The following is a 25,880-nucleotide window of genomic DNA, read 5'->3' as shown; positions in this document are numbered from 1 at the left end:
ATGAACAAGAAAAAACGTCCTTTTGGGAAGATTTTGATGATCCTGATGATCGCCTTCTTCTATCTTCCCATTGTATATATGGTGATTTTCTCCTTCAATGAAGGAAAATCCCTGACCAGCTTTACCGGCTTTTCGCTGCGCTGGTATCAGCATATGCTGGAATCCCAGGATATGATGGAAGCTCTGTACACCACCTTCAGTATTGCGATCCTGGCCACCTTTATCTCTACGGTAGTGGGAACAATTTCTGCCATAGGATTAAGCAAGTCCAAGAAGGTAATCCGTAACATCATGGATCAGGTTAATAATCTGCCGATGATGAACCCGGAGATCGTGACAGCCATCGGGTTTATGCTGCTGTTCATTACCTTTAATGTAGAAAAAGGCTACATGACCATGCTGCTGGCCCATATTGCCTTTTGCATACCCTATGTGATCCTGTCGGTTATGCCAAAGATCCGCTCACTGGATCCTAATCTTGCGGATGCGGCCATGGATCTGGGCGCTACTCCCTGGCAGGCGCTTCGTAAGGTAATCGTACCCCAGATCACACCGGGGATCGTATCGGGAGCGCTGATCGCATTTACTATGTCGGTGGATGATTTCATCATTTCCTATTTTGTAACCGGCAGAGGTGTTAAGAACTTAAGTATCGTGGTCTACACCATGAGCAAGCGTGTCAACCCCAGTATCAATGCGGTATCAACGCTTGTGGTTGTGATCATAACGATTGTGCTTTTGATCATTAATCTGGCGCCGATCGTGGCCGCCAGGAGCAGGAAGTCGGATACGATCGGAAAGAGAAGACGCCTGGTGCCTGCAGCGGCAGCGGTTCTCTGTGCGGCAGCAGTGGGAATCTGCGCGGTGAATTTCGGCGGCGGAAGCTCGGACCGTCCGTTTGAAGGGCAGACGCTCCACATCTATAACTGGGGCGAGTATACCGGCGAAAATATCATCGGCGACTTTGAGGAAGAGACCGGCGCTACGGTAGTCATGGAAAACTTTGATTCCAATGAGCAGATGTACATCAAGGTGGCAAACGGGGAATCCTATGACCTGCTGGTGCCAAGTGATTATATGATCCAGCGTCTGATCGAAGAGGATCTTTTGCAGAAGCTGGATAAATCCAAGCTCACCTGTATGGATAAGCTGGCAGATGCGGTGAAGGGACTGCCTTATGATCCGAATAATGATTATTCCGTTCCATATTTCTGGGGAACCGTGGGAATCGTATATGATAAAAATAAGGTAGACATCGAGGATCTGGAAAGAGAAGGATATAATATTTTCCTGGATGAGAAATACAAAGGAGATGTGTATCTTTATGATTCCGAGAGAGACTCCTTCATGATGGCGCTGAAAGCCCTGGGATATTCCATGAATACGGAAAATGAGCAGGAGCTGCAGGAGGCCTATGAATGGCTGGTACAGTGTGTGGAAACCATGGATACGGAAATCGTGACCGATGAGATCATCGACAACATGGCGCAGGGAAGAAAGGCGCTGGGACTGATTTACTCCGGAGATGCATCCTATGTTATGGCAGAAAATGAAGATATGGGATATTTTATGCCTGAGACAGGAACCAATCTGTGGTCAGACGCCATGGTCATCCCGAAAAATGCCAAGAATCCGGATCTGGCGCATGCGTTTATCAACTATGCTTCTGATTATGACGGCGCTTACGATAACTCCAGCTACGTGGGATATACCTCTGCAAACCAGGAGGTTATGGATACACTGTCCGGAGAAGGCGGAGATTATGAAGGCATCAACGCATACATTCCGCGGACAGATAATGAGAACGATGAGGTGTTTGTTTATAATGAAGACACCAAAAAGATCATCAGTGATCTGTGGAGCCGCGTAAAGATTGCTGCCAGCAATGCAGGTTAAAATGAAAATTTAATTACAAAAACTAATTTACGAAAATTTTACTTACATTTTATGGCAGTGCGCTGTTAGATTTAAAATAGCTCCTCTATAATGACTCTCGTAAGAAATCAAGACGATGTAATGAGAGTGATTATGGAGGAGTTTTATTATGGATGTAAAATCAAGAATGACGCAGTCGCAGAAAATGATGGTATTTGTCTTAAGCATGTCCTTGTATGGGCTGGCGACCTTGTTTACAGAACTGATCCCATCTTTTCAAATAGGGATCGTGGAATTTTCTGTAGAATACTTTTTATTCATTCCGTTGACGCTGGCCATGCTGTTTGACCCGTTAAGCGCGGCTTTGGGGGCGGCAACCGGAGAGCTGGTGTTCAGCGAGATCATGCTGGGACAGTTCGGAGGCCTTGGAGAGCTGGAAAAATTTCTGACAGTAACGATCGGTGTTTATATTGCGGGGCGGATCGTGAAGGATCCCAGGAACCGCAGGGTTGTTGCTGCAGCCTCTATCATTGGCGTAACGGTGCAGCAGCTGATGGGATGCGTGGTAGATATTCTGAAGGTACAGTTTGCGGTGGAGGATTTTGAGGCGGTAGCGGGACTCCCGGAGAGTGTGTTCTTTACCGAAGGATTTGCATGTCTTAATGACATCCTGTTTTCAGGTATCCTGTTCTGCATGCTTCCGGCGATGTATCTGGTGCCAAGACTCTACGGCAAGATTGAGCCTCTTTTAGGCGTCAAGCCAAGAGATAAAGAGACGCAGCTGGAAGGCGGTGTCTTCACTCCGAAAAATATCGCTCTGATACTGGCAGGATTTGCAGCGGCCATTGGGGCGGAGCTTCTGGCCTCCGGCGGGTATGAGCTGATCGACTGGGAGGCAGACTGGGCAGGAAATTCCACATCTATTATCGTAGGGATTATCGTGGCGCTGGCAGTGACGGCTGTGGCGGCAGGCCTGATCCGCAGCCGGGCAGGCAGAAAAGCTTCGGCAGAGTATCGCAACTTTTAAAAGGGATAAGAGGTGAAACCTGTGAATAAAATCGAGATCGATCATTTGACATTTACCTATCCCGGGGCGAAAGAGCCGACGCTTAAGGATCTGTCTCTTACAGTAGAGGACGGAGATTTTCTTGCGGTCGTAGGAAATAACGGGTGTGGGAAATCTACCTTGTGTAAAACACTGAACGGGCTGATTCCGCATTTTATCGTCGGAGATATGGAGGGGATGGTAAAGATAGACGGTGTGGATACACGGGAGCAGGAGATCGGCAGCCTGGCGAAGAAGGCAGGATATGTATATCAGGACTTTGAAAATCAGATCGTGTGTCCTACCGTGCTGGAGGATGCCTCTTATGCCTGCCTGAATTACGCTGTAAAGGATTATGAAGCAAGGGGAAAAGAAGCGCTCAGAATCTGTGGGCTGTCTTCAAAGATTTCAGACTATGTATGGCAGCTGTCCGGCGGACAAAAACATCTTCTGGCACTTGCGGGGGCTGCGGCGCTAAGTCCGGATATCCTTATTCTGGACGAACCCATCGCCCAGCTTGACCCGGCCCATGCGGATCAGATTTATGAAGTGCTGAAGGCGTGGAACGAGACGTATCATAAAACGATTATCGTGATCGAGCATCATACAGAATATATTGCAAAATACTGTAAGCACGTTCTGCTTTTGAAAGACGGAAAGGCGGCCTGGAAGCTTCCCGCCCGGGAGGCCATGCGGCGGACAGAGGAGCTTCGCGGGAGCAATATATTTCCGCCGCAGGTGACGATAGCGGCCGGACGCATGGTACAGGAGGGGATGCTGCCAGAAGATACAACTCTTCCGGTAAATCTGGAGGAAGGAAAGAATCTGTTTGAGGGATATCTGAAAAACAGGACAGGATGCATGAGGCAGTCTTTCGTACCGACAGAAGGAGAGCAGATGGCAGCTTTTGAAAATGTTTCGGTAAAATACCGGGCAGTAAAGGGAAAAGCTCCTAAGATACTGGATCATTTCAACCTGACAATCCAGAAAGGAGAAAAGGTGGCGCTGATCGGCTCTAACGGAGCGGGGAAATCCACAATCCTGAAAATGATGATGGGGCTGATACAGCCGGAAATAGGAAGCGTTCTTTTAAAAGGGAGACCGGTGAGAGCACTTTCCAAAGAAGAGATAGGGGAGATAATATCCCTGGTTTATCAGAATCCGGAGGAGATGTTTATTAAGGATTCGATCCGGGAGGATATTTCTTATGCGATGAGAGTGCGTAAAATACCGGAATATGAAAAGCGCACGGATGATCTGCTTGAGATGTTCCGCCTGGGAAACCTTTCCGGGCGGGATGGGAGACTATTGTCCGGGGGACAGATGCGAAGAGCCTCCCTTGCCATCGGTGTGGCGCTGAATCCGGAGATCCTGCTTCTGGACGAGCCTACGGCAAATCTGGATATCGCTACCCGCCGGGAGGTGATGGAAACCCTGAGGATGCTAAAAGGGATCACGGATACGGTGATTATTGCCACTCACGATATGCAGCTGGTCTGCGACTGGGCAGAGCGGATCATTGTACTGTCAGGCGGCAGGGTGATCGCGGACGGTACGAAGGAACAGATTTTTGCAGATCTGTACGTCAGGAACCAGGTTGGGATCCGTCCGCCCCAGATCTATGATATGGGGCGGCTGATAGGGATTGAAAATCCGTGTTTTACCATTGATGAATTTTTAGACTGTTTCAGAGGTGAATGTTATGCATAAATTAACTGACAGCATCCTGGATAAATTTTCTATGGATTTTTTAAGAAACCAGGTGTTGAAAAATGCTTATGGCAATGATGATACCGTTATTGCAGGACTTGATCCCAGGGTGCTTCTGATCTGGTATTTGTTTTTCGGGCTGGTGCCGTGGTTTATCAATGATGTGGTGCTGCTCCTCGGACTTTTTCTCTTTGTGGTACTGACAACGAGAGCTGCCAGGATTGCACCGCTGGTACTGTTTCTGTTTTGCGTGGGCGTTTTTACTCAGACAGGATATCTTTTGGTCATGGCATTGTTTTTTGGAGGAGACTCTTCTTTGGTGGCGCCTCTTCTGGTAATGACTTTGAAGGTGGCGGTGGTATCTCTTGCATCGGTCACTGTATTTTCAGGGTTGGATCCGGATCGGCTTGCCAGCGGCCTTCTGTGGTTTGGATGCCCGGATCAGCTGTCTTTTAGCATTTCCTTTGCTTACCGGATCCTTCCGGTCCTGATGGAGGAATTTCAAAATATTCTGTTATCCTACCGTCTTCGGGGAAATCCGCCGAAAAAGCAGGGACTTATAGGTAAGATCAGATATCTTGGTTATCAGGTAAAGCTGATCATACAGGCTTTTTATCCGCTGATGCTGAATACGGCAAAGCGCTCGCGGACAACGGTGGAGGCGCTGGAGCTGAAAGGCTACCGGTATGCACTGAAGAATCCGGGGGTAAAGAAGATGAGACTTGCCATGTTAAAGGTGACAAGGAATGACGGGATCTTCATAGTAATCTCAGTGATCTGGGCTGCATGCAGTGTGGCTGCATCAGCAGCGATTGCGTAAAAGCGCAGGAGAAGTTATCTGGATCTGATGAAAATCAGGGTTTGCAGAGAGGAGAAGAAAAACGTGAAATTAGACATGCATACACATGGGAAACTGGCAAAGAAGCTGCCTTTTTCCCCGGAATATACAGACTGGCTGTTCAGAGAGGCAAATGAGGCGGGATTGGATGCTTTATGTCTGACAGAACATTTCAATACGCTGGGTTTTGCAGAAGTTTATCAGTATATTTCAGAGAATTATGAGGAGGAGAGGGATACGTTCCTTACACGGGAGGGGCTTCGGATCTTTCCGGGGATGGAAGTGGATATTGCGGAAGGAGGGCATACTCTGGTGATCGGAAACATGCATGTGATCCTGGAGATGAACAGGAGACTTTCGCCGTACAAAGAGAAAGGGAAATTCCTTCCCTTCGCGAAATGGGCGGAAATAGTGAAGGAATACCCTGTTCTGTTTGGAGCCGCGCACCCGTACCGTGAGGGCGGACATATCCCGGAGCTTACGGAGAGTGAATTGAAACAGTTTGATTTTCTGGATCTGAACGGAAAGGATCTGGCGGCGGACTATGAAGGAATGTCCTTGCGGATGAAGGAACTTTCGAAGGTGCTTCAGAAACCGCTGACCGCCGGAAGCGATACGCATCAGGCCTTTCAATACGGCTGTGTATATAATGTGTTCGATCAGACTGTGCGTACGGTGGAGGGGCTGTCTTCTCAGATCCAGGCAGGGCATTACCGGATTGAAACTTCGGATACATTGGAATTCCAGGTGGAAACGGCCGGAACTCTGAAACGTTCCCTAAAGGCAATACACGCCCTGGGCGGGGACTACTTAGAGGTCCTGCTCAAGGGCGCATAGACAAGGCAAATATCTTTAATATAAGAAGGAATGGCAGGAAATCTACCGGGGGATGTCGGCTTTATAGTGCTCTTTCAGCCGGAAGATTTCATCTAAGGTTTCTTTGGAACGGCTGCCCAGACGCTGGCCGGTCAGGAGGACCAGAGCATCCAGCAGTGCGGACGGAGCGGCCATGGAATGATATTCTGTGGGCTCTCCCCGGTAAATATAAAGAGGAATGATCCCGTCCCCGGAGGCAGAGTCACAGATCCGGCTGGTGAAGAGAATAGCAGGACAGCCGGTTTTTTCCCGGTAATCCAGAAGAACTCTGGCTTCTCTTGGAATGTTTTGGAATCCAAAGAGAATAAGCAGGTCTTCCGGGGTGATAAAGTTCATTTCTTCAAAAAGCTCTGAGCTTCCTGGTGGCAGGATGGTAAGTGAAAGGCCGAACCTGGTCAGCCGGAATTTCAGGAGCTGGGCCATGGAAAGAGCGGCTCCTTTGGCATGGATGTAGATCCGTCTTGCTTTTATGATAGCACTTATGGCGTCTTCTACGTCTTTTGTATTCAAAAATGAAAGAGTTTTTTCGATGCAGAACTGCTGATACCGCAGCATCCCTTCCAGCGAAGAGGTGTCGGGACGTTCCATGGAGGAAGCCAGCTTCCGGGCCGGAGAATGGATTTCCTCCTGTCTTTCAAGGAGAGCAGTTTTCAGCTCTTTAAAATCGGAATATCCGCAGTGTCTGGCAAAACGGGAAATGGTGGGTTCAGAAGTACCTACCCGCCTTGCGGCTTCGCCGATAGACATGTGGATAAAGTCTGCCGGGTTTTCCAGAATATAGTTCATAATCCGGCGTTCTGTTTTGGTAAATTCAGAGGGAGCCTTTGATGAAAAAAAATCATTCATAACAAATACCTTCTTTACAAAGCCTTTTTGCGTGATATTATAGTACCATAAAAATGAAAAAAACAGATAAAATTTTCTTTAAATTATGCGAGGAATCATGGAAATGAAAAAAGTAGAGCTGCATTTTCATACAGACGAGTCCAGCCGGTGCGGGAAGGTGCCCGCGAAAGACGGCGTGCGGATGTATATAGAGCAAGGCTATGCAGGTCTTGCGGTCACCGATCATTTCAGCGAATATGCCTGCGGGAAAGAAGGGCCGTGGGAGGATATCTGCAGCCGTTTCCTGGAAGGATGGCGGCTGGCAAAGGAGACGGCAGAAAGTGCCGGGAGCGGATTCCAGGTATATTTAGGAATGGAGATCCGCTTTCCTCATGATGAAAATGATTTTCTGGTATATGGCATGACGGAAGAATTTTTTCAGAAATATCCCTGGATTTATGAAAAAGAGCTTCCTGATTTGTATCAGATTGCCGAAAAAGAAGGGCTGACCATTATACAGGCTCACCCTTTCAGATCCGTATGTTTTCCGGCGGATCCGGAATGCCTTCACGGCATCGAGATTTTTAACGGCAATCCACGCCATGATTCCCACAATGATCTGGCCCGGGCGCTGGGAGAACAGGCAGGGCTTCCCGGTACTGCAGGCTCGGATTTCCATCAAGTGCAGGATCTGGCCAGCTGCTGCGTAGGATTTGAAAAGCTGCCAGAGGACGGACAGGAGCTGGCAGAAGCCATCCGGCAGGGCAGGTTTACGCGGGAGATCTTCCGGGGAATCTAAGGGTGCGGCAGACAGGACGTACTGGAATTTTACGGGGAAATGCTTGACAGCCGGTCTTCGGATATGCTAGGATTTTAAACAAATCATGGAAACGCGTTGAAAAAGAGAGTACGTCTGTAGAGACTTTACAGAGATGCTCCGGTAAGCTGAGAAGGAGCAGGTCAGAAGCTGACGGAAGATGGCTTTTGAGCGGTGCGGGTGAGCAATGAGCGGTTACGGACATGGACGTCTTATCCGGGATTGTAAGCCTGCAAAGGGATCCGCCCTTTAAAGCGGAGGGTGCTGCAAAAGGCACCTGCGAAGGCCTTTCGCCGTGAGGCGGAGGTGAACAGAAGTGGTAACACGGGTTTTCCCGTCTTCTCTGACTTTTCTATTCCGATAGAGAGGCCAGGGTTTTTTTATTTTATGGAACAATTGAAGGAGAGTGTATCAATGGAAAAGCAGAAGTATTACATTACGACAGCGATTGCCTACACATCTGGAAAGCCGCACATCGGAAATACTTATGAGGCGGTGCTGGCAGATGCGATCGCCAGGTACAAAAGGAGCCGGGGGTTCGATGTATTCTTCCAGACCGGAACTGACGAGCACGGGCAGAAGATCGAGCTGAAGGCTGCGGAAGCCGGAGTAACGCCAAAGGAATTTGTAGACCAGGTGGCCGGGGAGATCAAAAATATCTGGGATCTGATGAATACATCCTATGATAAATTTATCCGGACTACGGATGAGGATCATGAAAAGCAGGTACAGAAGATTTTTAAGAAGCTGTACGATCAGGGAGATATTTACAAAGGATCCTATGAGGGACTCTACTGTACGCCCTGTGAATCCTTCTGGACCGAGTCCCAGCTGGTGGACGGCAAATGTCCGGACTGCGGGCGCGAGGTAAAGCCGGCGAAGGAAGAGGCGTATTTTTTCCGTATGAGCAAATATGCGGACCGGCTGATCGATCATATCAATAAGCATCCGGAGTTTATCCAGCCGGTATCCCGGAAAAATGAGATGATGAACAACTTCCTGCTTCCGGGACTTCAGGATCTGTGTGTATCCAGAACCTCATTTAAGTGGGGAATTCCGGTGGATTTTGATCCGAAGCATGTGGTGTATGTATGGCTGGATGCGCTGACGAACTATATCACCGGAATCGGCTATGAGTGCGATGGGGAAAGCTCCGAGATGTTCAAGAAAAACTGGCCGGCAGACCTGCACCTGATCGGTAAGGATATCATCCGTTTCCATACGATTTACTGGCCGATCTTCCTGATGGCGCTGGATCTGCCGCTGCCAAAGCAGGTATTCGGGCATCCGTGGCTGCTGCAGGGCGACGGCAAGATGAGCAAGTCCAAGGGAAATGTGCTGTATGCAGATGAGCTTGTGGATTTCTTCGGCGTGGATGCCGTGCGTTATTTCGTACTGCATGAGATGCCGTTTGATAATGACGGTGTGATCACCTGGGAGCTGATGGTAGAGAGAATGAATGCGGATCTGGCCAATACCCTGGGCAACCTGGTGAACCGGACGATCTCAATGACCAATAAATATTTTGGCGGCACGGTGACGAACAAAGGCGTGGCCGATGAGGCGGAAAAGGTATTTGACGACGACCTGGCAAGAATGGCAGGAGAGCTTTCCGCAAAGGTAGATGCAAAGATGGACAACCTCCGTGTGGCAGATGCGATTACAGAGATTTTCAATCTGTTTAAGCGCTGCAATAAATATATTGACGAAACCACACCATGGGTGCTGGCAAAAGACGAGGCGAAAAAAGACCGTCTGGAGACAGTGCTTGCAAACCTGATCGAAACCATCAAAGTCGGTGCGGAGGAACTGCGGCCATTCATGCCGGAGACTGCCGATAAGATCGAAGCACAGCTGGGTGACGGCAAGGTATGTGAGAAGCCGGAGATCCTTTTTGCAAGACTGGATATTGATGAGGTCATGAAGAAAGTAGAAGAGCTGCATCCGCCGGTAGAAGAAGCAGCCGGGGATGAGGCAGGCGAGGAGGCCGGAGATGCCGCCGAGGTAATTGATATCGAAGCGAAGCCGGAGATTACCTTCGAGGACTTTGGCAAAATGCAGTTCCAGGTAGGCGAGATCATCGCCTGCGAGGAAGTGAAGAAGTCCAGAAAGCTTCTCTGCTCCCAGGTTAAGATCGGAAGCCAGGTGAAGCAGATCGTGTCCGGTATCAAGGCACATTATACAGCCGAAGAGATGGTTGGAAAGAAAGTTATGGTGCTGGTAAACTTAAAGCCGGCGAAGCTGGCAGGAGTGCTGTCTGAAGGCATGCTGCTGTGTGCGGAAGATGCCGACGGTAATCTGGCGCTCATGACCCCGGAAAGGGATATGCCCGCAGGTGCGGAAATTTGCTAATCCATTGGGGACGGGGGATTTTTGAAAATCCCCCGTCCCCAATGCAAAATAATGTGGATAACAAAAGACCAATGTGGATAAAAGGAGGAAAACATTGTGGATAAAATCAGAATTGGTATTGTAGGATATGGAAATATTGGAAAAGGTGTGGAAAAAGCCATTGCACGTAATGAGGATATGGAGCTTGCAGCAGTATTTACCAGGAGAGATCCGGCTTCTGTGAAGATTGCGACAGAGACAGCTGTTGTAAAGACAATGGAAGATATGAAATCTATGAAGGGTGAGATTGATGTTATGGTACTCTGCGGCGGATCCGCTACAGATCTTCCGGTGATGGGACCGCAGATCGCTGCAGATTTCAATACCATCGACAGCTTTGATACCCACGCAAGAATTCCGGAGTATTTTGAAAATGTGGATAAAGCGGCAAAGGCTGGTGGAAATGTGGGAATCATTTCCGTAGGCTGGGATCCGGGAATGTTCTCTTTGAACCGTCTGTATGCAGAATCCATCCTGGTACAGGGAAGCACCTATACCTTCTGGGGAAAAGGCGTCAGCCAGGGACACTCTGATGCGATCCGCCGGATCGAGGGAGTGAAAAACGCGATCCAGTATACTGTTCCGATCGAGGCAGCAGTAGACCGTGTCAGAAGCGGAAGTGAGCCGGAGCTTACGACTCGCGAAAAGCATCTGCGGGAGTGCTATGTAGTACCGGAAGAGGGAGCGGATCTTAAAGCCATCGAAGAGGCGATCAAGACCATGCCGAATTACTTTGACGAATATGATACTACCGTAACCTTTATTACAGAGGAAGAATTAAAAGAGCAGCACAGCAGTATGCCGCACGGGGGATTTGTGATCAGAAGCGGTGAGACAGGGACAGAAGGAAGCAAGCATATCATCGAGTATTCCTTAAAGCTGGATTCCAACCCGGAATTTACGGCAAGTGTTCTGGTATGTTACGCAAGAGCGGCGTATCGGCTTTCTAAGGCGGGAGAAAATGGCGCAAAAACCGTATTTGATATCGCGCCTGCACTGCTGTCCATGAAAACCCCAGAGCAGCAGAGAGCAGAGTTATTATGATTTTCGAAACACACGCGCATTATGATGACGAGCAATTCGACCAGGACAGGGACGAGATCTTACGCTCCATGGCCGCCGGCGGCATCGGCACGATCGTGAATGTCAGCGCATCTTACGATTCATGCCGGCGGGTGGTGGATATGGTTCAGGCGTACCCGTTTATGTATGCGGCGGTGGGCGTCCATCCGGATGAGGTAGGAGCGCTGAATGAAGAACGGCTGGAAGAAATGCGGAAACTCTGCGAAGATCCCAAGGTGGTGGCCATAGGAGAGATCGGGCTTGACTATTACTGGGATAAAGAAGCCCGGGAAGAGCAGCGCCACTGGTTCATCCGTCAGCTGGAGCTCGCAAGAAAGCTGGGGCTGCCGGTACTGATCCACAGCCGGGAGGCGGCCGCGGATACGATGGAAGTGATGAAGGGGTACGGAAAAGGACTGAAGGGAGTCATCCACTGTTACTCCTACTCTGCTGAAATGGCAAAAGAATATGTAAAGATGGGATACTATATCGGAGTCGGCGGTGTCGTCACGTTTAAAAATGCAAGAAAGCTAAAAGAGACAGTAGAGGAAATCCCGCTGACCTCCATCGTGCTTGAGACGGACTGCCCGTATCTGGCTCCGGTGCCTTACCGGGGAAAACGGAATTCTTCTCTTTATCTTCCTTATGTAGCGGAAGAAATCGCTGCGCTTAAGCAGGTCAGCTTCGAGGAGGTTGTATCGCAGACTGAACGAAATGCCAAAGATCTGTATGGCCTGGTGTGATGTAGGCAGGGAAGAGGATGGCTATAATACCTGTCCGTCTGCATCACAGACAATAACAGTATATTCAATATGAAGTTTATAATGGACCTCCGTGCGGTAGAGCCGTAACTCATAGCTGGCTTTTCCACGGGGGCCATTTATTTTTTGGTAATCCGAGATGACGTTCTTCGCAAATGACGCTTCCTCTGCCGGAAGCAGCGTATTCATGATCACATACAGCCGGGTTTCTGTCAGATCAGAGGAGGAAAAGACAGAGGAAGAAACGACTTCATATGGCTGTGCTTCTATATATATAAATGTAGCCAGGATCAGAAGGAGAACTCCGGTCAGGTACCGTTTTTTATTTCGCTTCATATAAAACCTCTCTGATATCTGCGTTAAAGAATACAGTGTATCTAATTACAGTGTATGTTAATATATCTATTTTTTCAACAAAAATATGGGTATACTTAACAGAAGAAACGGTATGGTGGGATGATTATGAGCAAGATAAGGATTGACCTGGAGCGCGTTTTAGCCGAAAAGGGAGTCAGTAAGACACAACTGTGCTATACCTGCAGACTCCAGAGGACACAGCTGAATAATTACTGCAAAAATAAAGTGGTAAGAGTTGATCTGCATACACTTGCCAAGATTTGTGACTGCCTGGAATGTGGAGTTGAAGATATCCTGAAGCTGGAGAGCGAAGAGGAAAAGGATGTCTGAACACCGGAATCTGATCAGAAACCATCATGAAATCACAGAAATTCTAAATTGTTTTCAAAAAATTCATTTATTCTTAATTATTATTTTTACTTTTTGCTATATCATAAAGCTCTAAAATATTGTATAATTACTAATATACTTTTTATACTGGAGTGTAATGATGAGCGGTCCAACACTGGGAAATCCAAAGAATACGATAGAAATCCTGCAAAAATACAACTTCTCATTTCAAAAAAAGTTCGGTCAGAATTTCCTGATTGATACCCATGTATTAGACAAGATTATAAAAGCAGCCAATATTACAAAAGATGATCTCGTGCTGGAGATTGGTCCGGGGATTGGTACGATGACGCAGTATCTTGCGGAAGCTGCGGGAAAAGTAATTGCGGTAGAGATAGATAAGAATCTGATTCCGATACTGGCAGATACACTGGGAGAATATGAGAATGTTCAGGTTATAAATGAAGACGTTTTAAAACTGGATATTCGTGCTCTTACAGAGCGTGAGAATGGGGGAAGGCCTATTAAGATCGTGGCGAATCTTCCCTATTATATTACGACACCGATTATCATGGGACTGTTCGAGGAGCATGTCCCGATGGAGAGTATCACAGTGATGGTGCAAAAAGAAGTAGCAGACCGGATGCAGAGCGGACCAGGGAGCAAAGACTACGGCGCGTTATCGCTGGCGGTTCAGTATTATGCAAGCCCCTATATTGTAGCAAATGTTCCGCCCAACTGTTTCATGCCCCGGCCCAAAGTGGGCTCTGCTGTTATTCAGCTGAGAAAGCATGAGCATCCGCCGGTGAGTGTGAAAAACGAAAAGTTCTTGTTTCATATCATCAGAGCTTCTTTCAATCAGAGAAGAAAAACGCTGGCAAATGGTCTCAATAATTCCGGCCAGTTTTCCCTCCCAAAAGATAAGATCACAGAAGGTATCGAGCGCCTCGGGAAAGGTGCGGGCGTACGGGGAGAGGCGCTTAAGCTGGAGGAATTTGCAAAGCTTGCAGACTATCTATGGGAACAGATCCAGGAGGGATCAGGCCCTTAAGATATAAAGAAAAAAGGAAAGGGTGAAGCAAATGGCGAACAAAGATTTTTCATTAAAAGAGTATTCATTATTTGAGGTGACACCAGAGATCGAGCACTTTGCTAAGGTATGTGAAGAAAAAAATGCCATAAATAAAGAGCTGTATACGAAGTACGAGGTGAAGCGGGGACTGCGTGACCTGAACGGAAAAGGTGTGCTTGCAGGACTGACCAATATTTCCGACGTATGTGCCACTAAAGTTGTGGATGGGAAAGAAGTGCCTTGTGCAGGAAATCTGTATTACCGTGGCTATAATATCAAAGACCTGGTCAAAGGGTTCCTTCAGGAAGACCATTACGGATTTGAGGAGATCTCCTACCTTCTGCTTTTCGGAGAGCTTCCAAATGAAGAGGAGCTTGCTACTTTCCACAAGACTCTGGTAGAACGCCGGACGCTGCCGCCTACCTTTGTCAGAGACGTGATCATGAAGGCGCCAAGCCGGGATATGATGAACAGCCTGTCCAGGTCGATCTTAAGCCTGTATTCTTATGATGCCAAGGCGGATGACACATCGATCCCCAACGTGCTGCGCCAGTGCCTGAACCTGATCAGCCAGTTCCCGATGCTGATGGTTTACGGGTATCATGCATATAACTACCGTCTGGGCGATGACTTGTTTATCTATGCGCCGTCACCGGAGCTGTCCACGGCGGAAAATATCCTGATGATGTTGAGAGAAGACCGTCAATATACGAAGCTGGAGGCCAGGATCCTGGATATGGCTCTGGTGCTTCATATGGATCACGGCGGAGGAAATAACTCCACGTTCACGACACACGTGGTAACATCCTCCGGTACCGATACATATTCTACGATCGCCGCGGCGATGGCGTCCTTAAAGGGACCGAAGCACGGCGGTGCGAATATCAAAGTAACCCAGATGTTCGAGGATATGAAAGAAAAGGTACATGACTGGGAAGACAGAGATGAAGTACGCAATTACCTGGTACAGCTGCTGGAGAAACAGGCATTTGACAAGAAGGGCCTGATCTATGGAATGGGACATGCGATCTATTCTGTATCTGACCCAAGAGCGGATATCTTCAAGGAATTTGTTCAGAAGCTGGCGAAAGAAAAAGGCTATGAAAAGGAATACGCCCTTTATGAGATGGTAGAGAACATGGCGCCGGAGGTCATTGCTGAAAAGAGAAAGATCTATAAAGGTGTAAATGCCAACGTAGACTTCTACAGCGGCCTGGTTTACAGTATGCTGGGAATTCCGTCAGCTCTGTACACACCAATCTTTGCGGCTGCCCGTATCGTAGGATGGAGCGCCCACAGACTGGAAGAGCTGATCAATGTAGATAAGATTATCCGTCCGGCATACAAGCCGCTGGCACCGTACCGGGATTATGTAAGGATGGAAGAACGGTAGATGAAACAGGAATTTTATTACCCCTCTTCGGACGGGGAGACCAGCATCCATGCAGTAGAATGGGTGCCGGAGCAGGAAGTGAAGGCAGTGCTGCAGATCTGTCACGGGATGGTGGAATATATCGATAGATATGACGGATTTGCCGCATGGCTTTCGGAAAAGGGATGGTATGTAACGGGGAATGATCATCTGGGTCATGGAAAATCGGTTCTTTCTGAAGAAAATTATGGATTTTTCCATGAGCCGGATGGCAACCGGTGCGTGACAGGTGACATTCAGAAGCTTCGGGAGCGCACGGAACAACGGTATCCGGGCGTTCCTTATTTTATGCTGGGGCACAGTATGGGTTCGTTTCTTCTGCGCCAGTATATTCTTTCACATGGAAGAGGGCTTTCAGGAGCCGTTATCATGGGAACCGGTGACAAGAGCTATCTGCTGCTGTCTGCCGGACAGCTGCTGTGCAGGGCTTTTGCGCTGGTGAAGGGCTGGCATTACAGGAGCCGTATGATCGACCGGATGGGGCTTGGAAGCTATAACCGAAAGTTTGAGCCCAGTGAGAGCAAAAAAGAGTGGGTGACCTCAGACACGCAGATCCGTGCGGTATATGAGGCGGATCCTCTTTGCAGCTTTACTTTTACGGTTAATGGCTATTACCAGATGTTTGAGGGAATGAAAAAGATCACCGGGAAAAAGGGAGCAATCAGAATCCCCCGGACTTTGCCCATTCTTCTTGCATCAGGGAAGGAAGATCCGGTAGGTGATTTTGGGAAGACTGTGGAGAAGATCTACGGGCAGTACAGGGAAGCCGGGATCAAAGACGTGACTCTTAAGCTCTATGAGGGAGACCGGCATGAGATCCTGAATGAGCAGGACCGGCAGCAGGTGTATGAAGATATCTGGAAGTGGATGGAAGAGAGGATTTGAAAACCAGCAGAATTTAGATAGAAAGTTTGGATAAATAAAAGGACGCAGACGGCGTCCTTTTATTGTGCAAATTTTCGGATGATACTGGCTGCCGGGATAGCGGCCTAAAGGTTTCAAACAAGGATCCTGTTACGCTTATAGGCTGTAGAATACAGCGAAAACCCGTTAACCATCACGGCTAACGGGTTTCGTTGTTGTTATAGCTATCTAAAGGAATGAGAGTAAAGTATATGCCGCTGAAAAATTCATCTGCGGTATTGTACTTTAATGAGGGGGAGATAGTTTCTTTAACTATCTGTGTTTTAGTATAAGTGATAAATATGTCTAAAGTATGTTAAAACTATAAAAGAAAAAGAAAATTTCTTAAGCCGCCCTTAAGAAACAGAGAAGGAGGGGGCAAAAGCTTTGTTTTCAGACTATTTCCTTAAATGGGCCGTTAATATATCCAGAAATTCACTGGAAGTGGGGCGAATACGGATAGGACGCAGAGCAATCTCCTGCAGAAGGCTTATATTTCCACGTTCCCAGCACACCTTGACAGCAGTGCGTATGTCACGCTCCACACTGCAGCTGGTAGTATGAAAGTATTTTGCAATCTGCGGATATAGAAGCTTGCTGACAGATAAAAGATAATCTTCGTCGATCAGGCATAGTCTGATTCCGTAGTTTAGATAACGGTAACCCCGATAGGTGGCGCCTATTCCCAGAGAACGCAAAAGGTGTTCGATTTCTTTTTCATTCATGTCGCTTCTCCTCAAAAATATGTAATTTCTCTGTTCATTCCAAAGTGATAGCATGCCATTTTGTTCATTATATCCAAAAATAATATAGGAAAAAGAAATTTAGACAGAATAGGAAATTGTTCGATAGAATACGACATTCTGCGACATAAATGAGAAGGAGATATTTTCAGAATTTCTTAATAATTTTCCTGTGTGGCTCTTAAAAATTCCCTGTTATTCTTGTATAGTAAACAAGGAGGTGGTTGAGATGTCGAAAATATTAGTATGTGATGATGATAAAGAGATCGTGGAGGCAATTGATATATATCTGACACAGGAAGGCTACACGGTCAGAAAAGCCTATGACGGCGAAGAGGCTTTAAAGATTTTAAAAGAAGAGGAAATAGATCTTTTGATCATTGATGTAATGATGCCGCGGCTGGATGGAATCCGGGCGACACTTAAGATCCGGGAAGAGAATAATATTCCCATTATCATTTTATCGGCAAAATCAGAAGATGCTGATAAGATATTAGGATTAAATGTAGGGGCAGATGATTATGTGACAAAGCCGTTTAATCCTTTGGAATTAGTGGCAAGAGTAAAGTCCCAGATGCGCAGATATACGCAGCTTGGCAGTACGAGAATGGACGAGGGCAAGGCGGTATATTCGACGGGAGGTCTGTCTATCAATGACGATTTAAAAGAGGTAACTGTCGACGGGGAGCCGGTAAAGCTGACTCCTATTGAATACAATATTTTACTGTTTCTGGTGAAGAATCAGGGAAAAGTTTTTTCTATTGATCAGATTTATGAGAAAATCTGGAATGAAGATGCAATAGGGGTAGATAATACCGTGGCTGTGCATATCCGGCACATCCGGGAAAAGATAGAGATCAATCCGAAGGAGCCCAGATATCTGAAGGTTGTATGGGGAGTCGGATATAAAGTGGAAAAGTTGTAGAAAGGGGACGCTATGAAACAGAAGTGGTATCAGACAACAATTGCGAAAGGGATCCTTATTATAGCGGAACATGCATTTTTGCTGATCATGGTATGCTGTTTTATGTGTTTAATGTCTTATCCAGTCCTGCGAAGCGAGATGTTTAGCGGGACTCATGCAGAGAAATATGAAGACACAAAGACTTTTGCAGATCAGGTCCTGCATACAGGGCAAGGGATCAGCAGCGCACTTGGCCGCAGGGAAGTGTTTGAGACAGACGGAGCATATGATCCGGAAAAGATTATAAATGTAGGAAACTATAATCAGGGAGAGAGCACAGATGCAGAAAATCCGGGAAGTCTTTCCTACCGGCTGGGAGATTTGGTCTCCTGGGGCAAGACTGCTGGCAGCGGATCGGAAGAGCAGGACTCTTATGAGGACAATATTGTTGTCTGCCGGCGGGCAGACGGGACTTATCATTATTATTACTATTCCGAATTTCAAGAGCTGATTCAAAACGGAGATCTTTCTTTTGTAATGGCATCAGATGAAAGTGGCATGACGCAGGAGGACATTCTTTTATCTCTCAAGGAACGTACATTTTCAACGGAAGGGACAGATACCTTTAAGGGCGTGCAGGATAAAGATAACAGGATTTTGTATGTGGACTGCTGGAACTATGACGGATACTGGTGCAAGGAAGAGTATAAGACAGTTGAAGGGAAAAGCATCCTGGAGGTGGCTAATGAAGATGAAGCCTGGAATGGACATTTGAGCGATGCCTTTGATACGGTAGAATCGGCGGTGCTGTCTATATACTGGGAAGTGGATCAGTATCGGAGTATTCTGGAATCCTATCAGGAAGGAGATACTAATTTTACTTACTTATACGTAGATCAGACTGCGAAGCAGATTATATCTAACAGAGAAGAGTACCAGATGGGAGAGGATCTGGAGACGACTCTTAATAAAATCCGGGAAAGCGGGAAGTATGCTATCATCTATCCGCGGCTTGCGGATTTTGAGACGAATATGAAGAATGTAAACGCTGAAGAATGGCGCAGTACGCTGCAGGTGCAGGGAAATGACGATGCCTATGTATTTGCTTTGAGTGTGGATACGTCTTACCCGGTGCAGGATTCTTTCTATACGGAAAGCCAGCTGTATGAGGAGTACGGGGGAAGAGCTGTGTGGGTGTTTGCCGCTGGCGGCGCTGCACTTCTCCTGTTTGTTCTGGGCTTGGTGATCCTGACGGCAGGAGCGGGGTACAACAGAAGGGATGAGGAGCTGCATCTGATGGCATTTGATCATTGGAAAACAGAGATATCCGCATGCTTGATATTCCTGGCATGGTTTGTTCCGGTCATTTTAGTGGGGACAAATATATCGGTTTCATCTGTGGTATCCTACGATGAATACGGGAATATGATACAGACAGGAGGAAGCCAGATCGGACCGTATATTTCGACAGGAAATATGATCATGATCGGTCTGTTGGCACTCTATACATGTGCACTGTTCCTGACCGGGTACTTAAGTCTGGTACGCAGGATCAAGGCGAAAATTTTGTGGAAGAACAGTCTGATCCGCAGTCTGGGGCATTTCCTGAAGACAATATTCCGGAACATGCACATTGTGTGGAAACGGATTCTGATATTTGCTGTCATAGTACTCTTCCACTGGATGGCGTTCTTCAGCTATGGAAATATCTTTTTCTTCGGACTGATGGTGCTGGCGGAAATATTGGTATTCATATATCTGATCCGGGATGCTATCGGGAAGCATAAGATCCAGAAAGGGATTGAGCAGATTGCCGGCGGGCAGGTGGACTATAAGATCGATATCGCAGGGCTTTCGGAAGAACAGAAGGATATTGCGGAAAACATCAATTCGATCGGAGAGGGACTGGACCGGGCGCTGGAAAAGAGCATTAAGAGCGAACGGCTGAAAACCGATCTGATCACCAATGTATCCCATGATATCAAGACACCACTGACTTCCATCATCAATTATGTAGAGCTTCTGAAGCAGGAAAACTTCCAGGATCCTAAGATACAGCGGTATATTGAGATACTGGAGGCAAAGTCCCAGCGGCTGAAGACTCTGACAGAAGATGTGGTGGAGGCGTCTAAGGTAAGCTCCGGAAATATTACACTGGAATTCATGAACATTAATTTTGTGGAGATGATCCAGCAGACCAGCGGGGAATTTGAGGAAAAATTTAAGGCCAGGAATCTGACGGAAGTACTGACGCTGCCGGAGGAAGAAGTCATCATCCGGGTAGACGGAAGACGGATGTGGCGTGTGCTTGAAAATATTTATAATAATGCGGCAAAATATGCCATGGAAGGCACCCGGGTCTATGCTGATCTGAAAGTCGTAGACGGTAAGGCGGTGTTCAGTCTGAAAAATATATCGCAGCAGCCGCTGAACATTTCAGCCGATGAACTTACCGAGCGCTTCATCAGAGGAGACATCTCCAGAAGCACGGAGGGAAGCGGGCTGGGATTGTCCATTGCAAAAACTCTGACAGAGATGCAGGGAGGAAAATTCGAGCTGTATCTGGACGGAGATCTGTTCCGTGTGACGATCACGTTCTGACGGGCGAAATGGGGACGTACACTTTTTGCAAAAGTGTACGTCCCCATTTGCAAAAGTGGGTGTCCCCAACTGCGTTTCCCCCTGTCCCTTTTTGCAAAATGCCCTGTCCCTATTGCGATTATCTGGAAAAAACATTACAATAAGGATTGATATGGATGAATTAAGAGTTTTATTACAGGAAAATCTAAATACAGAGTTTTTATCAGCGGTACTCAGCAATCCGCGGATTAAGGATGGCACAGAGAAGGTCAAGGTGCGCCCGCTTCTGAAGAAGGGGACGCTTTTCTTTCAGGTTGAGACGTTCCGGAACCGGCAGGCTTTTCATGAGAACCTGACGGCGCCGCAGGCCTGCGAGGCGCTGGCCCGGCAGATGGAGAATATGAAGCAGATGCAGCTGGAAACGCAGAAAAATCTTTATACGGTACTTGTAAGCAAGAAGGGAAAGGTGACGGTCAAAAAGAAAGCACAAACCGGCAAAATCAGACCGGCAGAGCTTTCTCATGACCGGAAGAAACATTACATCTTAGAGGAAGGAACTGTGGTGCCGTTTCTGGTGGATCTGGGCGTGATGACAAAGGAAGGGAAGATCGTGCACGCCAGATATGATAAATTTCGCCAGATCAACCGGTTCCTGGAATTTATCGAGGATATCCTTCCCAGGCTGGAGAGGGGAAGAGAGCTGACGATCCTGGATTTCGGGTGCGGCAAGTCCTATCTTACCTTTGCCATGTACTATTATCTGCATGAGCTGAAAGGCTATGACATCCGGATCATCGGGCTGGACCTGAAGCGGGAGGTTATTATCCACTGCAATGAGCTGGCAGAGAAATACGGTTACCAGAAGCTGAAATTTCTGGTGGGCGACATTGCGGATTATACCGGCGTGGATCGGGTTGATATGGTGGTAACGCTCCATGCCTGTGACACGGCTACGGATTTCGCTCTTGCAAAAGCTGTGGGATGGAATGCGAAAGTCATTCTGTCTGTGCCCTGCTGTCAGCATGAGTTGAACAGGCAGATTCAAAGCGATGTGCTTGCTCCGGTGCTGAAATACGGGCTGATCAGGGAACGGATGGCGGCTCTTGTAACAGATGCGCTGCGGGCGGAGTATCTGGAGCGGGAGGGCTATGATGTCCAGATCCTGGAATTTATTGACATGGAACACACGCCAAAGAATATACTGATCCGGGCGGTGCAGAACGGAAAATGCGGGGAGAATCAGGAGTCCATAAAAAAATGTGAAGAATTTCTGCATGTGTCGCCGACGCTGAAACGTCTTCTGGATCATAAAGGGGAAGTATAAATGAAGTGGAAACAAAGACTGAAGCATGCAGGGATACTGACGGGTGTTTTTCTGCTTGCGGTGATCATATTTGCATATATTACCAACCGCGGAAACGATAATATGACGGCAGATATGGGAGGAGCCACATATCCGCAGGTGTCCTTTTCTTATCAGGGCTATAGCTTAAATACATTATCCGGATATTCCGGAAGCATGGATATCCCGTCTATGAGAGATACTATCACTCCTATTGAAAACGGGAAAATAGATCTTGCGATCGAGGCCTATGAGAATAAAGTCACCGGGCTTAAATGGTGTGTTTACTCTCTGGACGGTACGGAGGAACTTCTAAACGGAGAGGAGAGTGATCCGGCGGAGAATGTATCGCTGGAAATCGATCCATCCAGGCTGACTGACCGGGAAGGTGTGCTGGAGATCGTCCTTACTACGGAAAGTGAGGAGGATATATACTATTATACGAGAGTGACGGATGCCTCCGGAAAAGATATTCTGGAAAACCTTAACTATATCCAGACATTTCACGAAGGGGCACTGTCAAAGGACAGCTCGGCAGGAATCGAATCAGCGCTGGAGCCGGGGGAGGAAAGTGATAACTCCACCTACCAGCATGTGACGATCCACTCGGATTATGACCATGTGACCTGGGGAAATCTTAATCCGCAGGTGGAGCAGGGAGAACGCTGGATGATCAAGGAGATCAACAGCGTATCTATTTCCGTGGAAATCCAGTTCCTGGCACGGTGCACCGGAGAGGAAAATGAGACGGATCTTTATCAGACGAAGGAATATTTCCGGGTACGGCATGTGGCAGACAGCGGTTCCACTTATCTGCTGGACTATGACCGTACGATGGAACAGATCTTTGATCCCACAAAGCAGGTGCTTAGCGAAAATGGGGTCCTTCTGGGGATTGCGGATTCGGATACGCCCTATCTGGTAAACGGAGACGGGTCGGTTGTGTCCTTTGTGACGGCAAACGAGCTGTGGAACTATAACAAAAATACAGATGAGGCATCTCTGGTTTCCAGTTTTATGTCTGCGGAGAATACAGATCCCAGGAATCTGGTGCGCCAGCATAAGATATGGCTGCTGGAAATAGATGATGCGGGAAATACCATGTTTGCGGTATACGGCTACATGAACCGGGGCGAGCATGAAGGACAGGTAGGGGCTGCGGTATATTATTATGACATTGAGCAGAACTCTGTGGAAGAAAAAGTATTTGTCGCTATCGACCAGTCCTATGCGCATGCAGAAAATGAACTGGGAAAGGTTATGTATTACAGTGCGGACCGAAATGTTTTGTATACCATGGTAGGAGGGACTCTGTACGAGTACGATGTGGAAAAAGACTGGAATGAGGCTGTAGTAGAGGGGCTGGAAGAAGACCAGTATGCCGTGTCTGCAGACGGTCGTCTGGTGGGATATCAGGTAGACGGGGATATCGATACGGCAAGGACCGTGAAGGTGCTGAACCTGGAGACAGGTAAAGAATGGGAAGTTACCTGCGGCGAAAATGAATGTATCCGCCCTCTGGGATTTATGAATGACGATGTGGTATATGGAGTGGTCAGTACCTCTGATACCGGAAGGACCGTTTCCGGAGAGGCTGTCGTACCGATGTATAAGGTAGAAATTCAGGACAGCAAGGGAACTGTAAAAGAGACCTATCAAACGGATGGTGCGTATGTGCTGGGAATATCCATTGAGGATAATATGATCACTTTGAACAGAGTGTCGAAAAATGGAGAAATATATACCAATATCTCACCGGATTATATTACCAACAATACAGAGCGGGAAGAAAGCAACATTTACCTGGAATCCTACAGTACGGAACTGAAAGGGACGCAGATGCGTCTGACCTATGAGGACGGCATTTCCGATAAGGAACCTAAGGTATTAAAGCCTAAACAGATTTTGTTTGAAAATCCAAAGGAGATCTCATTTGAATCCGGAGAAAAAACCGAACGGTACGACGTGTACGGCTATGGCGAGCTGCAGGACAGCTATGAAAGCGCCGGAGAAGCGATCCGGGCCGCCAATGAGATCAATGGCGTGGTCGTGTCCGAGGACCAGCAGTATATCTGGGAGCGTGGAAACCGGGATCTGCAGTATACGATCAGCGGAAAAGACGATGTGATCGAAAATATCCGGAGCCGTCTGTCACAGGGAGAGGCGCCGGTGACCATCATGGAAGAAGTCATGGGAGAAAGCCTGGATCTGACAGGCTGCACCACGGAAGAACTCTTGTATGTGATCAATCAGGACCGGCCGGTAATCGCAATGCTGGATGCACAGAATGCGGTAATCCTGGTGGGATATACAGATGCAAGCGTGATCTATGTAAACGTAAGCAGCGGGGAGCGCAGCAGCGTCAGCTATACAGAGATGGATCAGATGACCGCAGGCAGCGGCAGCACATATATCGGATAACGCAAATGGGGACGTACACTTTTGCACGAAGTGTACGTCCCCATTTGCGTTTCCCCCTGTCCCCACACGGGTTATGCCTGACAGCCGGCGGTCGGGAAGATGCTGTTTTTGTATTTTTTCAATGCGCTGTACAGTACGAAGCCTAACACGCCGCAGGAAATGACTTCGCCGATCCCTACGGTAAGCATCATGAACGGAATTGGCAGTGCCACGCCGTAAGCGTACCGCAGAACAAAGGGTACGATCAGCATGTTGGCAATGACGGGCGGCAGAGGCATCAGGAAAAATGTTTTTTCCCGCAGCCGGTAGGTGAAGCAGGCGCCGATCAGGGTAGCCAGGCTTCCGCAGATGATATCGGGAAGAATGGCGCCGCCAAGCGTATTGCCAATGAAACAGCCTACAAATAGTCCTGGGATTGCAGCCGGTGTAAATGCCGGAAGGATCGTGAGGGCTTCCGCAATGCGGATCTGAACCTCACCAAATGAGAAGGGTGCGAATACATAAGTGAGCACCACGTAGATGGCAGCAATCATGGCTGCCTGTGTCATGAAAGTAATGTTTTTGTTTTTCATTTTTTCTCTCCTTTAGTTTTGTTTTACGAGTGGAAGGTCTCGAACACTCGGCACATTTTACGGCGGTGACCGCCGGCAAGCCCGTATAGACCTTGGTTTTTATGGGCTTTGCAACGTCTGTTAGTATAGCACGGCAGCAGCCGGAAATCAAGGAAAATGTAAATATGGAAGAGCCTCCTGGCATAAGGACGGCTCTTCCATACGGGGCAGGACGTCTACTGCAGTACGAAGCCTCCATTTGGCGAGATGATCTGTCCGGTCAGGTATGGGGCAGTAAAGATGTATTCCAAAGCGCCGGCGATGTCAGAGACATCTCCGATATATCCTTCAGGAATCGTGGCGGCCAGGGCATTCAGTTCATCCTGATTTACCCCGCGCAGCATGTCGGTCATGATCATTCCGGGGGCAATGGCATTTACGCGGATTCCTTTTGCCGCATATTCAAGTGCCAGTGCGCGCGTCAGGCCAATGACGCCGGACTTTGCAGCACAGTAATCAGCCTGATTGATCACGCCGGTCAGTCCGCCGACAGAAGAAGTGTTGCAGATTACACATTGCTCGTCTTTGCTGCTGTGATTTACCATATATGGCAGAACCAGATGGGTCATGTGGAGGAAACTCATAAGGTTGGTGGCGATCACGCTCTCATAAGCCTCCGGTTTGATGTCGATCCAATTGCAGTTGTTTGTAATGCCGGCGTTGTTCACCAGGGCGTCGATCCTGTCGCCAAAACGCTCTACCGCGGCTTTTACCAGGGCTTCACATTGTTCATATTTGCTTACATCTGCCCGCACGACCAGAGTTTCTACATGATAAGTGTCTTCCAGTTCCTTTGCGACCTCGTCGGATTTTGCCTTTGAAGATTCGCTGCGGTAATTGATTACGACATTATATCCGAGCTCGCCTAATTTTAAAGATAGAGCCCGTCCAATTCCTCTTGAACCGCCAGTGATGATTGCTGTTTTTGCCATAAACACTTCTCCTTATCTGAAAAATTAAAAAAAACTACAAAATAATTATATAA

General features: G+C 47.8%; 22 protein-coding genes. 17 read left to right on the top strand and 5 right to left on the bottom strand.

The annotated features are described in order from the left end of the window. The 5 genes from BKD12_RS12415 (at window position 1) to BKD12_RS12395 (ending at window position 6,305) form a co-directional block, all read left to right on the top strand. Window positions 1–1,896: an extracellular solute-binding protein gene (locus BKD12_RS12415; protein ID WP_070089657.1), complete on the top strand. Its 1,896-nt coding sequence runs from the start codon at window positions 1–3 to the stop codon at window positions 1,894–1,896. A gap of 148 nt (window positions 1,897–2,044) precedes the next feature. Then, complete coding sequence (locus tag BKD12_RS12410; protein ID WP_070089656.1) at window positions 2,045–2,902, top strand: DUF8171 family membrane protein; 858 nt, start codon at window positions 2,045–2,047, stop codon at window positions 2,900–2,902. A 21-nt stretch (window positions 2,903–2,923) separates the two neighbouring features. After that, the gene (locus tag BKD12_RS12405; protein ID WP_070089655.1) at window positions 2,924–4,630 is read left to right on the top strand and encodes an ABC transporter ATP-binding protein; all 1,707 of its coding nucleotides are present in this window, start codon (window positions 2,924–2,926) and stop codon (window positions 4,628–4,630) included. After that, window positions 4,623–5,450: an energy-coupling factor transporter transmembrane component T family protein gene (locus BKD12_RS12400; RefSeq protein WP_070089654.1), complete on the top strand. Its 828-nt coding sequence runs from the start codon at window positions 4,623–4,625 to the stop codon at window positions 5,448–5,450. Before BKD12_RS12405 ends, BKD12_RS12400 begins: the two co-directional genes overlap by 8 nt. Before the next feature lie 63 nt (window positions 5,451–5,513). Next, on the top strand, window positions 5,514–6,305 hold the full coding sequence (locus BKD12_RS12395) for a PHP domain-containing protein (protein WP_070089693.1): 792 nt from the start codon (window positions 5,514–5,516) through the stop codon (window positions 6,303–6,305). Window positions 6,306–6,347: 42 nt separating this feature from the next. Here the strand turns inward: BKD12_RS12395 and BKD12_RS12390 are convergent, their stop codons facing one another. Further along, window positions 6,348–7,190, bottom strand: coding sequence for a MurR/RpiR family transcriptional regulator (locus tag BKD12_RS12390; protein WP_070089653.1), 843 nt, complete (start codon window positions 7,188–7,190; stop codon window positions 6,348–6,350). Window positions 7,191–7,287: 97 nt separating this feature from the next. Between BKD12_RS12390 and BKD12_RS12385 the strand changes: the two genes are divergently transcribed. The 4 genes from BKD12_RS12385 (at window position 7,288) to BKD12_RS12370 (ending at window position 12,182) form a co-directional block, all read left to right on the top strand. Continuing rightward, the gene (locus tag BKD12_RS12385) at window positions 7,288–7,968 is read left to right on the top strand and encodes a PHP-associated domain-containing protein (RefSeq protein ID WP_070089652.1); all 681 of its coding nucleotides are present in this window, start codon (window positions 7,288–7,290) and stop codon (window positions 7,966–7,968) included. A 432-nt stretch (window positions 7,969–8,400) separates the two neighbouring features. Next, window positions 8,401–10,338 carry a methionine--tRNA ligase gene (gene metG / locus BKD12_RS12380; protein WP_070089651.1) on the top strand — a complete coding sequence of 646 codons (1,938 nt, stop codon included), beginning with the start codon at window positions 8,401–8,403 and terminating at the stop codon, window positions 10,336–10,338. Window positions 10,339–10,434: 96 nt separating this feature from the next. Continuing rightward, window positions 10,435–11,421: a diaminopimelate dehydrogenase gene (locus BKD12_RS12375; RefSeq protein ID WP_070089650.1), complete on the top strand. Its 987-nt coding sequence runs from the start codon at window positions 10,435–10,437 to the stop codon at window positions 11,419–11,421. After that, on the top strand, window positions 11,418–12,182 hold the full coding sequence (locus BKD12_RS12370) for a TatD family hydrolase (protein WP_070089649.1): 765 nt from the start codon (window positions 11,418–11,420) through the stop codon (window positions 12,180–12,182). Before BKD12_RS12375 ends, BKD12_RS12370 begins: the two co-directional genes overlap by 4 nt. 21 nt (window positions 12,183–12,203) lie before the next feature. Here BKD12_RS12370 and BKD12_RS12365 read toward each other — a convergent pair whose 3' ends face one another. Continuing rightward, window positions 12,204–12,536 (bottom strand): hypothetical protein, encoded by a 333-nt coding sequence (locus tag BKD12_RS12365; protein ID WP_070089648.1) that lies wholly within the window; start codon window positions 12,534–12,536, stop codon window positions 12,204–12,206. Window positions 12,537–12,662: 126 nt separating this feature from the next. Between BKD12_RS12365 and BKD12_RS12360 the strand changes: the two genes are divergently transcribed. The 4 genes from BKD12_RS12360 (at window position 12,663) to BKD12_RS12345 (ending at window position 16,276) form a co-directional block, all read left to right on the top strand. Beyond that, window positions 12,663–12,887 (top strand): helix-turn-helix domain-containing protein, encoded by a 225-nt coding sequence (locus BKD12_RS12360; RefSeq protein ID WP_070089647.1) that lies wholly within the window; start codon window positions 12,663–12,665, stop codon window positions 12,885–12,887. 160 nt (window positions 12,888–13,047) lie between these two features. Then, on the top strand, window positions 13,048–13,938 hold the full coding sequence (gene rsmA, locus BKD12_RS12355) for a 16S rRNA (adenine(1518)-N(6)/adenine(1519)-N(6))-dimethyltransferase RsmA (protein ID WP_070089646.1): 891 nt from the start codon (window positions 13,048–13,050) through the stop codon (window positions 13,936–13,938). Window positions 13,939–13,969: 31 nt separating this feature from the next. Continuing rightward, window positions 13,970–15,352 (top strand): citrate/2-methylcitrate synthase, encoded by a 1,383-nt coding sequence (locus tag BKD12_RS12350; protein WP_070089645.1) that lies wholly within the window; start codon window positions 13,970–13,972, stop codon window positions 15,350–15,352. Beyond that, window positions 15,353–16,276 (top strand): alpha/beta fold hydrolase, encoded by a 924-nt coding sequence (locus tag BKD12_RS12345; protein WP_070089644.1) that lies wholly within the window; start codon window positions 15,353–15,355, stop codon window positions 16,274–16,276. 416 nt (window positions 16,277–16,692) lie between these two features. Here BKD12_RS12345 and BKD12_RS12340 read toward each other — a convergent pair whose 3' ends face one another. Continuing rightward, the gene (locus tag BKD12_RS12340; RefSeq protein ID WP_070089643.1) at window positions 16,693–17,019 is read right to left on the bottom strand and encodes a sporulation initiation factor Spo0A C-terminal domain-containing protein; all 327 of its coding nucleotides are present in this window, start codon (window positions 17,017–17,019) and stop codon (window positions 16,693–16,695) included. 247 nt (window positions 17,020–17,266) lie between these two features. Between BKD12_RS12340 and BKD12_RS12335 the strand changes: the two genes are divergently transcribed. From BKD12_RS12335 to BKD12_RS12320, 4 genes are all read left to right on the top strand, one after another. After that, window positions 17,267–17,962 (top strand): response regulator transcription factor, encoded by a 696-nt coding sequence (locus BKD12_RS12335; protein WP_070089642.1) that lies wholly within the window; start codon window positions 17,267–17,269, stop codon window positions 17,960–17,962. A 12-nt stretch (window positions 17,963–17,974) separates the two neighbouring features. Next, the gene (locus tag BKD12_RS12330; protein ID WP_070089641.1) at window positions 17,975–20,542 is read left to right on the top strand and encodes a sensor histidine kinase; all 2,568 of its coding nucleotides are present in this window, start codon (window positions 17,975–17,977) and stop codon (window positions 20,540–20,542) included. Between the two features lie 151 nt (window positions 20,543–20,693). Next, window positions 20,694–21,845 carry a class I SAM-dependent methyltransferase gene (locus tag BKD12_RS12325; RefSeq protein ID WP_070089640.1) on the top strand — a complete coding sequence of 384 codons (1,152 nt, stop codon included), beginning with the start codon at window positions 20,694–20,696 and terminating at the stop codon, window positions 21,843–21,845. After that, a complete protein-coding gene (locus BKD12_RS12320) occupies window positions 21,846–24,284 on the top strand; it encodes a hypothetical protein (protein ID WP_070089639.1) in 2,439 nt (812 codons plus the stop codon). A 71-nt stretch (window positions 24,285–24,355) separates the two neighbouring features. Here BKD12_RS12320 and BKD12_RS12315 read toward each other — a convergent pair whose 3' ends face one another. Both BKD12_RS12315 and BKD12_RS12310 read right to left on the bottom strand, forming a co-directional pair. Then, window positions 24,356–24,856 carry a QueT transporter family protein gene (locus BKD12_RS12315; RefSeq protein WP_070089638.1) on the bottom strand — a complete coding sequence of 167 codons (501 nt, stop codon included), beginning with the start codon at window positions 24,854–24,856 and terminating at the stop codon, window positions 24,356–24,358. Between the two features lie 215 nt (window positions 24,857–25,071). After that, entirely contained in the window at window positions 25,072–25,827 is a 756-nt protein-coding gene (locus BKD12_RS12310; RefSeq protein WP_070089637.1) for an SDR family NAD(P)-dependent oxidoreductase, read from the bottom strand. Window positions 25,828–25,880 lie beyond the last annotated feature (53 nt).

Source organism: Merdimonas faecis, assembly GCF_001754075.1.
Lineage (GTDB): Bacteria > Bacillota > Clostridia > Lachnospirales > Lachnospiraceae > Merdimonas > Merdimonas faecis.
The sequence above is the reverse complement of the archived record's forward strand: the minus strand, read 5'-3'. Positions and strand labels throughout refer to the sequence as shown.

What these genes read in the sequence shown, in the direction of transcription:
- BKD12_RS12415 (WP_070089657.1), top strand. Translation starts at nt 1, where the DNA reads ATGAACAAGAAAAAACGTCCTTTTGGGAAGATTTTGATGATCCTGATG.
- BKD12_RS12410 (WP_070089656.1), top strand. Translation starts at nt 2,045, where the DNA reads ATGGATGTAAAATCAAGAATGACGCAGTCGCAGAAAATGATGGTATTT.
- BKD12_RS12400 (WP_070089654.1), top strand. Translation starts at nt 4,623, where the DNA reads ATGCATAAATTAACTGACAGCATCCTGGATAAATTTTCTATGGATTTT.
- BKD12_RS12390 (WP_070089653.1), bottom strand. Translation starts at nt 7,190, where the DNA reads ATGAATGATTTTTTTTCATCAAAGGCTCCCTCTGAATTTACCAAAACA.
- BKD12_RS12385 (WP_070089652.1), top strand. Translation starts at nt 7,288, where the DNA reads ATGGAAATGAAAAAAGTAGAGCTGCATTTTCATACAGACGAGTCCAGC.
- metG (WP_070089651.1), top strand. Translation starts at nt 8,401, where the DNA reads ATGGAAAAGCAGAAGTATTACATTACGACAGCGATTGCCTACACATCT.
- BKD12_RS12370 (WP_070089649.1), top strand. Translation starts at nt 11,418, where the DNA reads ATGATTTTCGAAACACACGCGCATTATGATGACGAGCAATTCGACCAG.
- BKD12_RS12365 (WP_070089648.1), bottom strand. Translation starts at nt 12,536, where the DNA reads ATGAAGCGAAATAAAAAACGGTACCTGACCGGAGTTCTCCTTCTGATC.
- BKD12_RS12360 (WP_070089647.1), top strand. Translation starts at nt 12,663, where the DNA reads ATGAGCAAGATAAGGATTGACCTGGAGCGCGTTTTAGCCGAAAAGGGA.
- rsmA (WP_070089646.1), top strand. Translation starts at nt 13,048, where the DNA reads ATGAGCGGTCCAACACTGGGAAATCCAAAGAATACGATAGAAATCCTG.
- BKD12_RS12350 (WP_070089645.1), top strand. Translation starts at nt 13,970, where the DNA reads ATGGCGAACAAAGATTTTTCATTAAAAGAGTATTCATTATTTGAGGTG.
- BKD12_RS12345 (WP_070089644.1), top strand. Translation starts at nt 15,353, where the DNA reads ATGAAACAGGAATTTTATTACCCCTCTTCGGACGGGGAGACCAGCATC.
- BKD12_RS12340 (WP_070089643.1), bottom strand. Translation starts at nt 17,019, where the DNA reads ATGAATGAAAAAGAAATCGAACACCTTTTGCGTTCTCTGGGAATAGGC.
- BKD12_RS12335 (WP_070089642.1), top strand. Translation starts at nt 17,267, where the DNA reads ATGTCGAAAATATTAGTATGTGATGATGATAAAGAGATCGTGGAGGCA.
- BKD12_RS12330 (WP_070089641.1), top strand. Translation starts at nt 17,975, where the DNA reads ATGAAACAGAAGTGGTATCAGACAACAATTGCGAAAGGGATCCTTATT.
- BKD12_RS12325 (WP_070089640.1), top strand. Translation starts at nt 20,694, where the DNA reads ATGGATGAATTAAGAGTTTTATTACAGGAAAATCTAAATACAGAGTTT.
- BKD12_RS12320 (WP_070089639.1), top strand. Translation starts at nt 21,846, where the DNA reads ATGAAGTGGAAACAAAGACTGAAGCATGCAGGGATACTGACGGGTGTT.
- BKD12_RS12315 (WP_070089638.1), bottom strand. Translation starts at nt 24,856, where the DNA reads ATGAAAAACAAAAACATTACTTTCATGACACAGGCAGCCATGATTGCT.
- BKD12_RS12310 (WP_070089637.1), bottom strand. Translation starts at nt 25,827, where the DNA reads ATGGCAAAAACAGCAATCATCACTGGCGGTTCAAGAGGAATTGGACGG.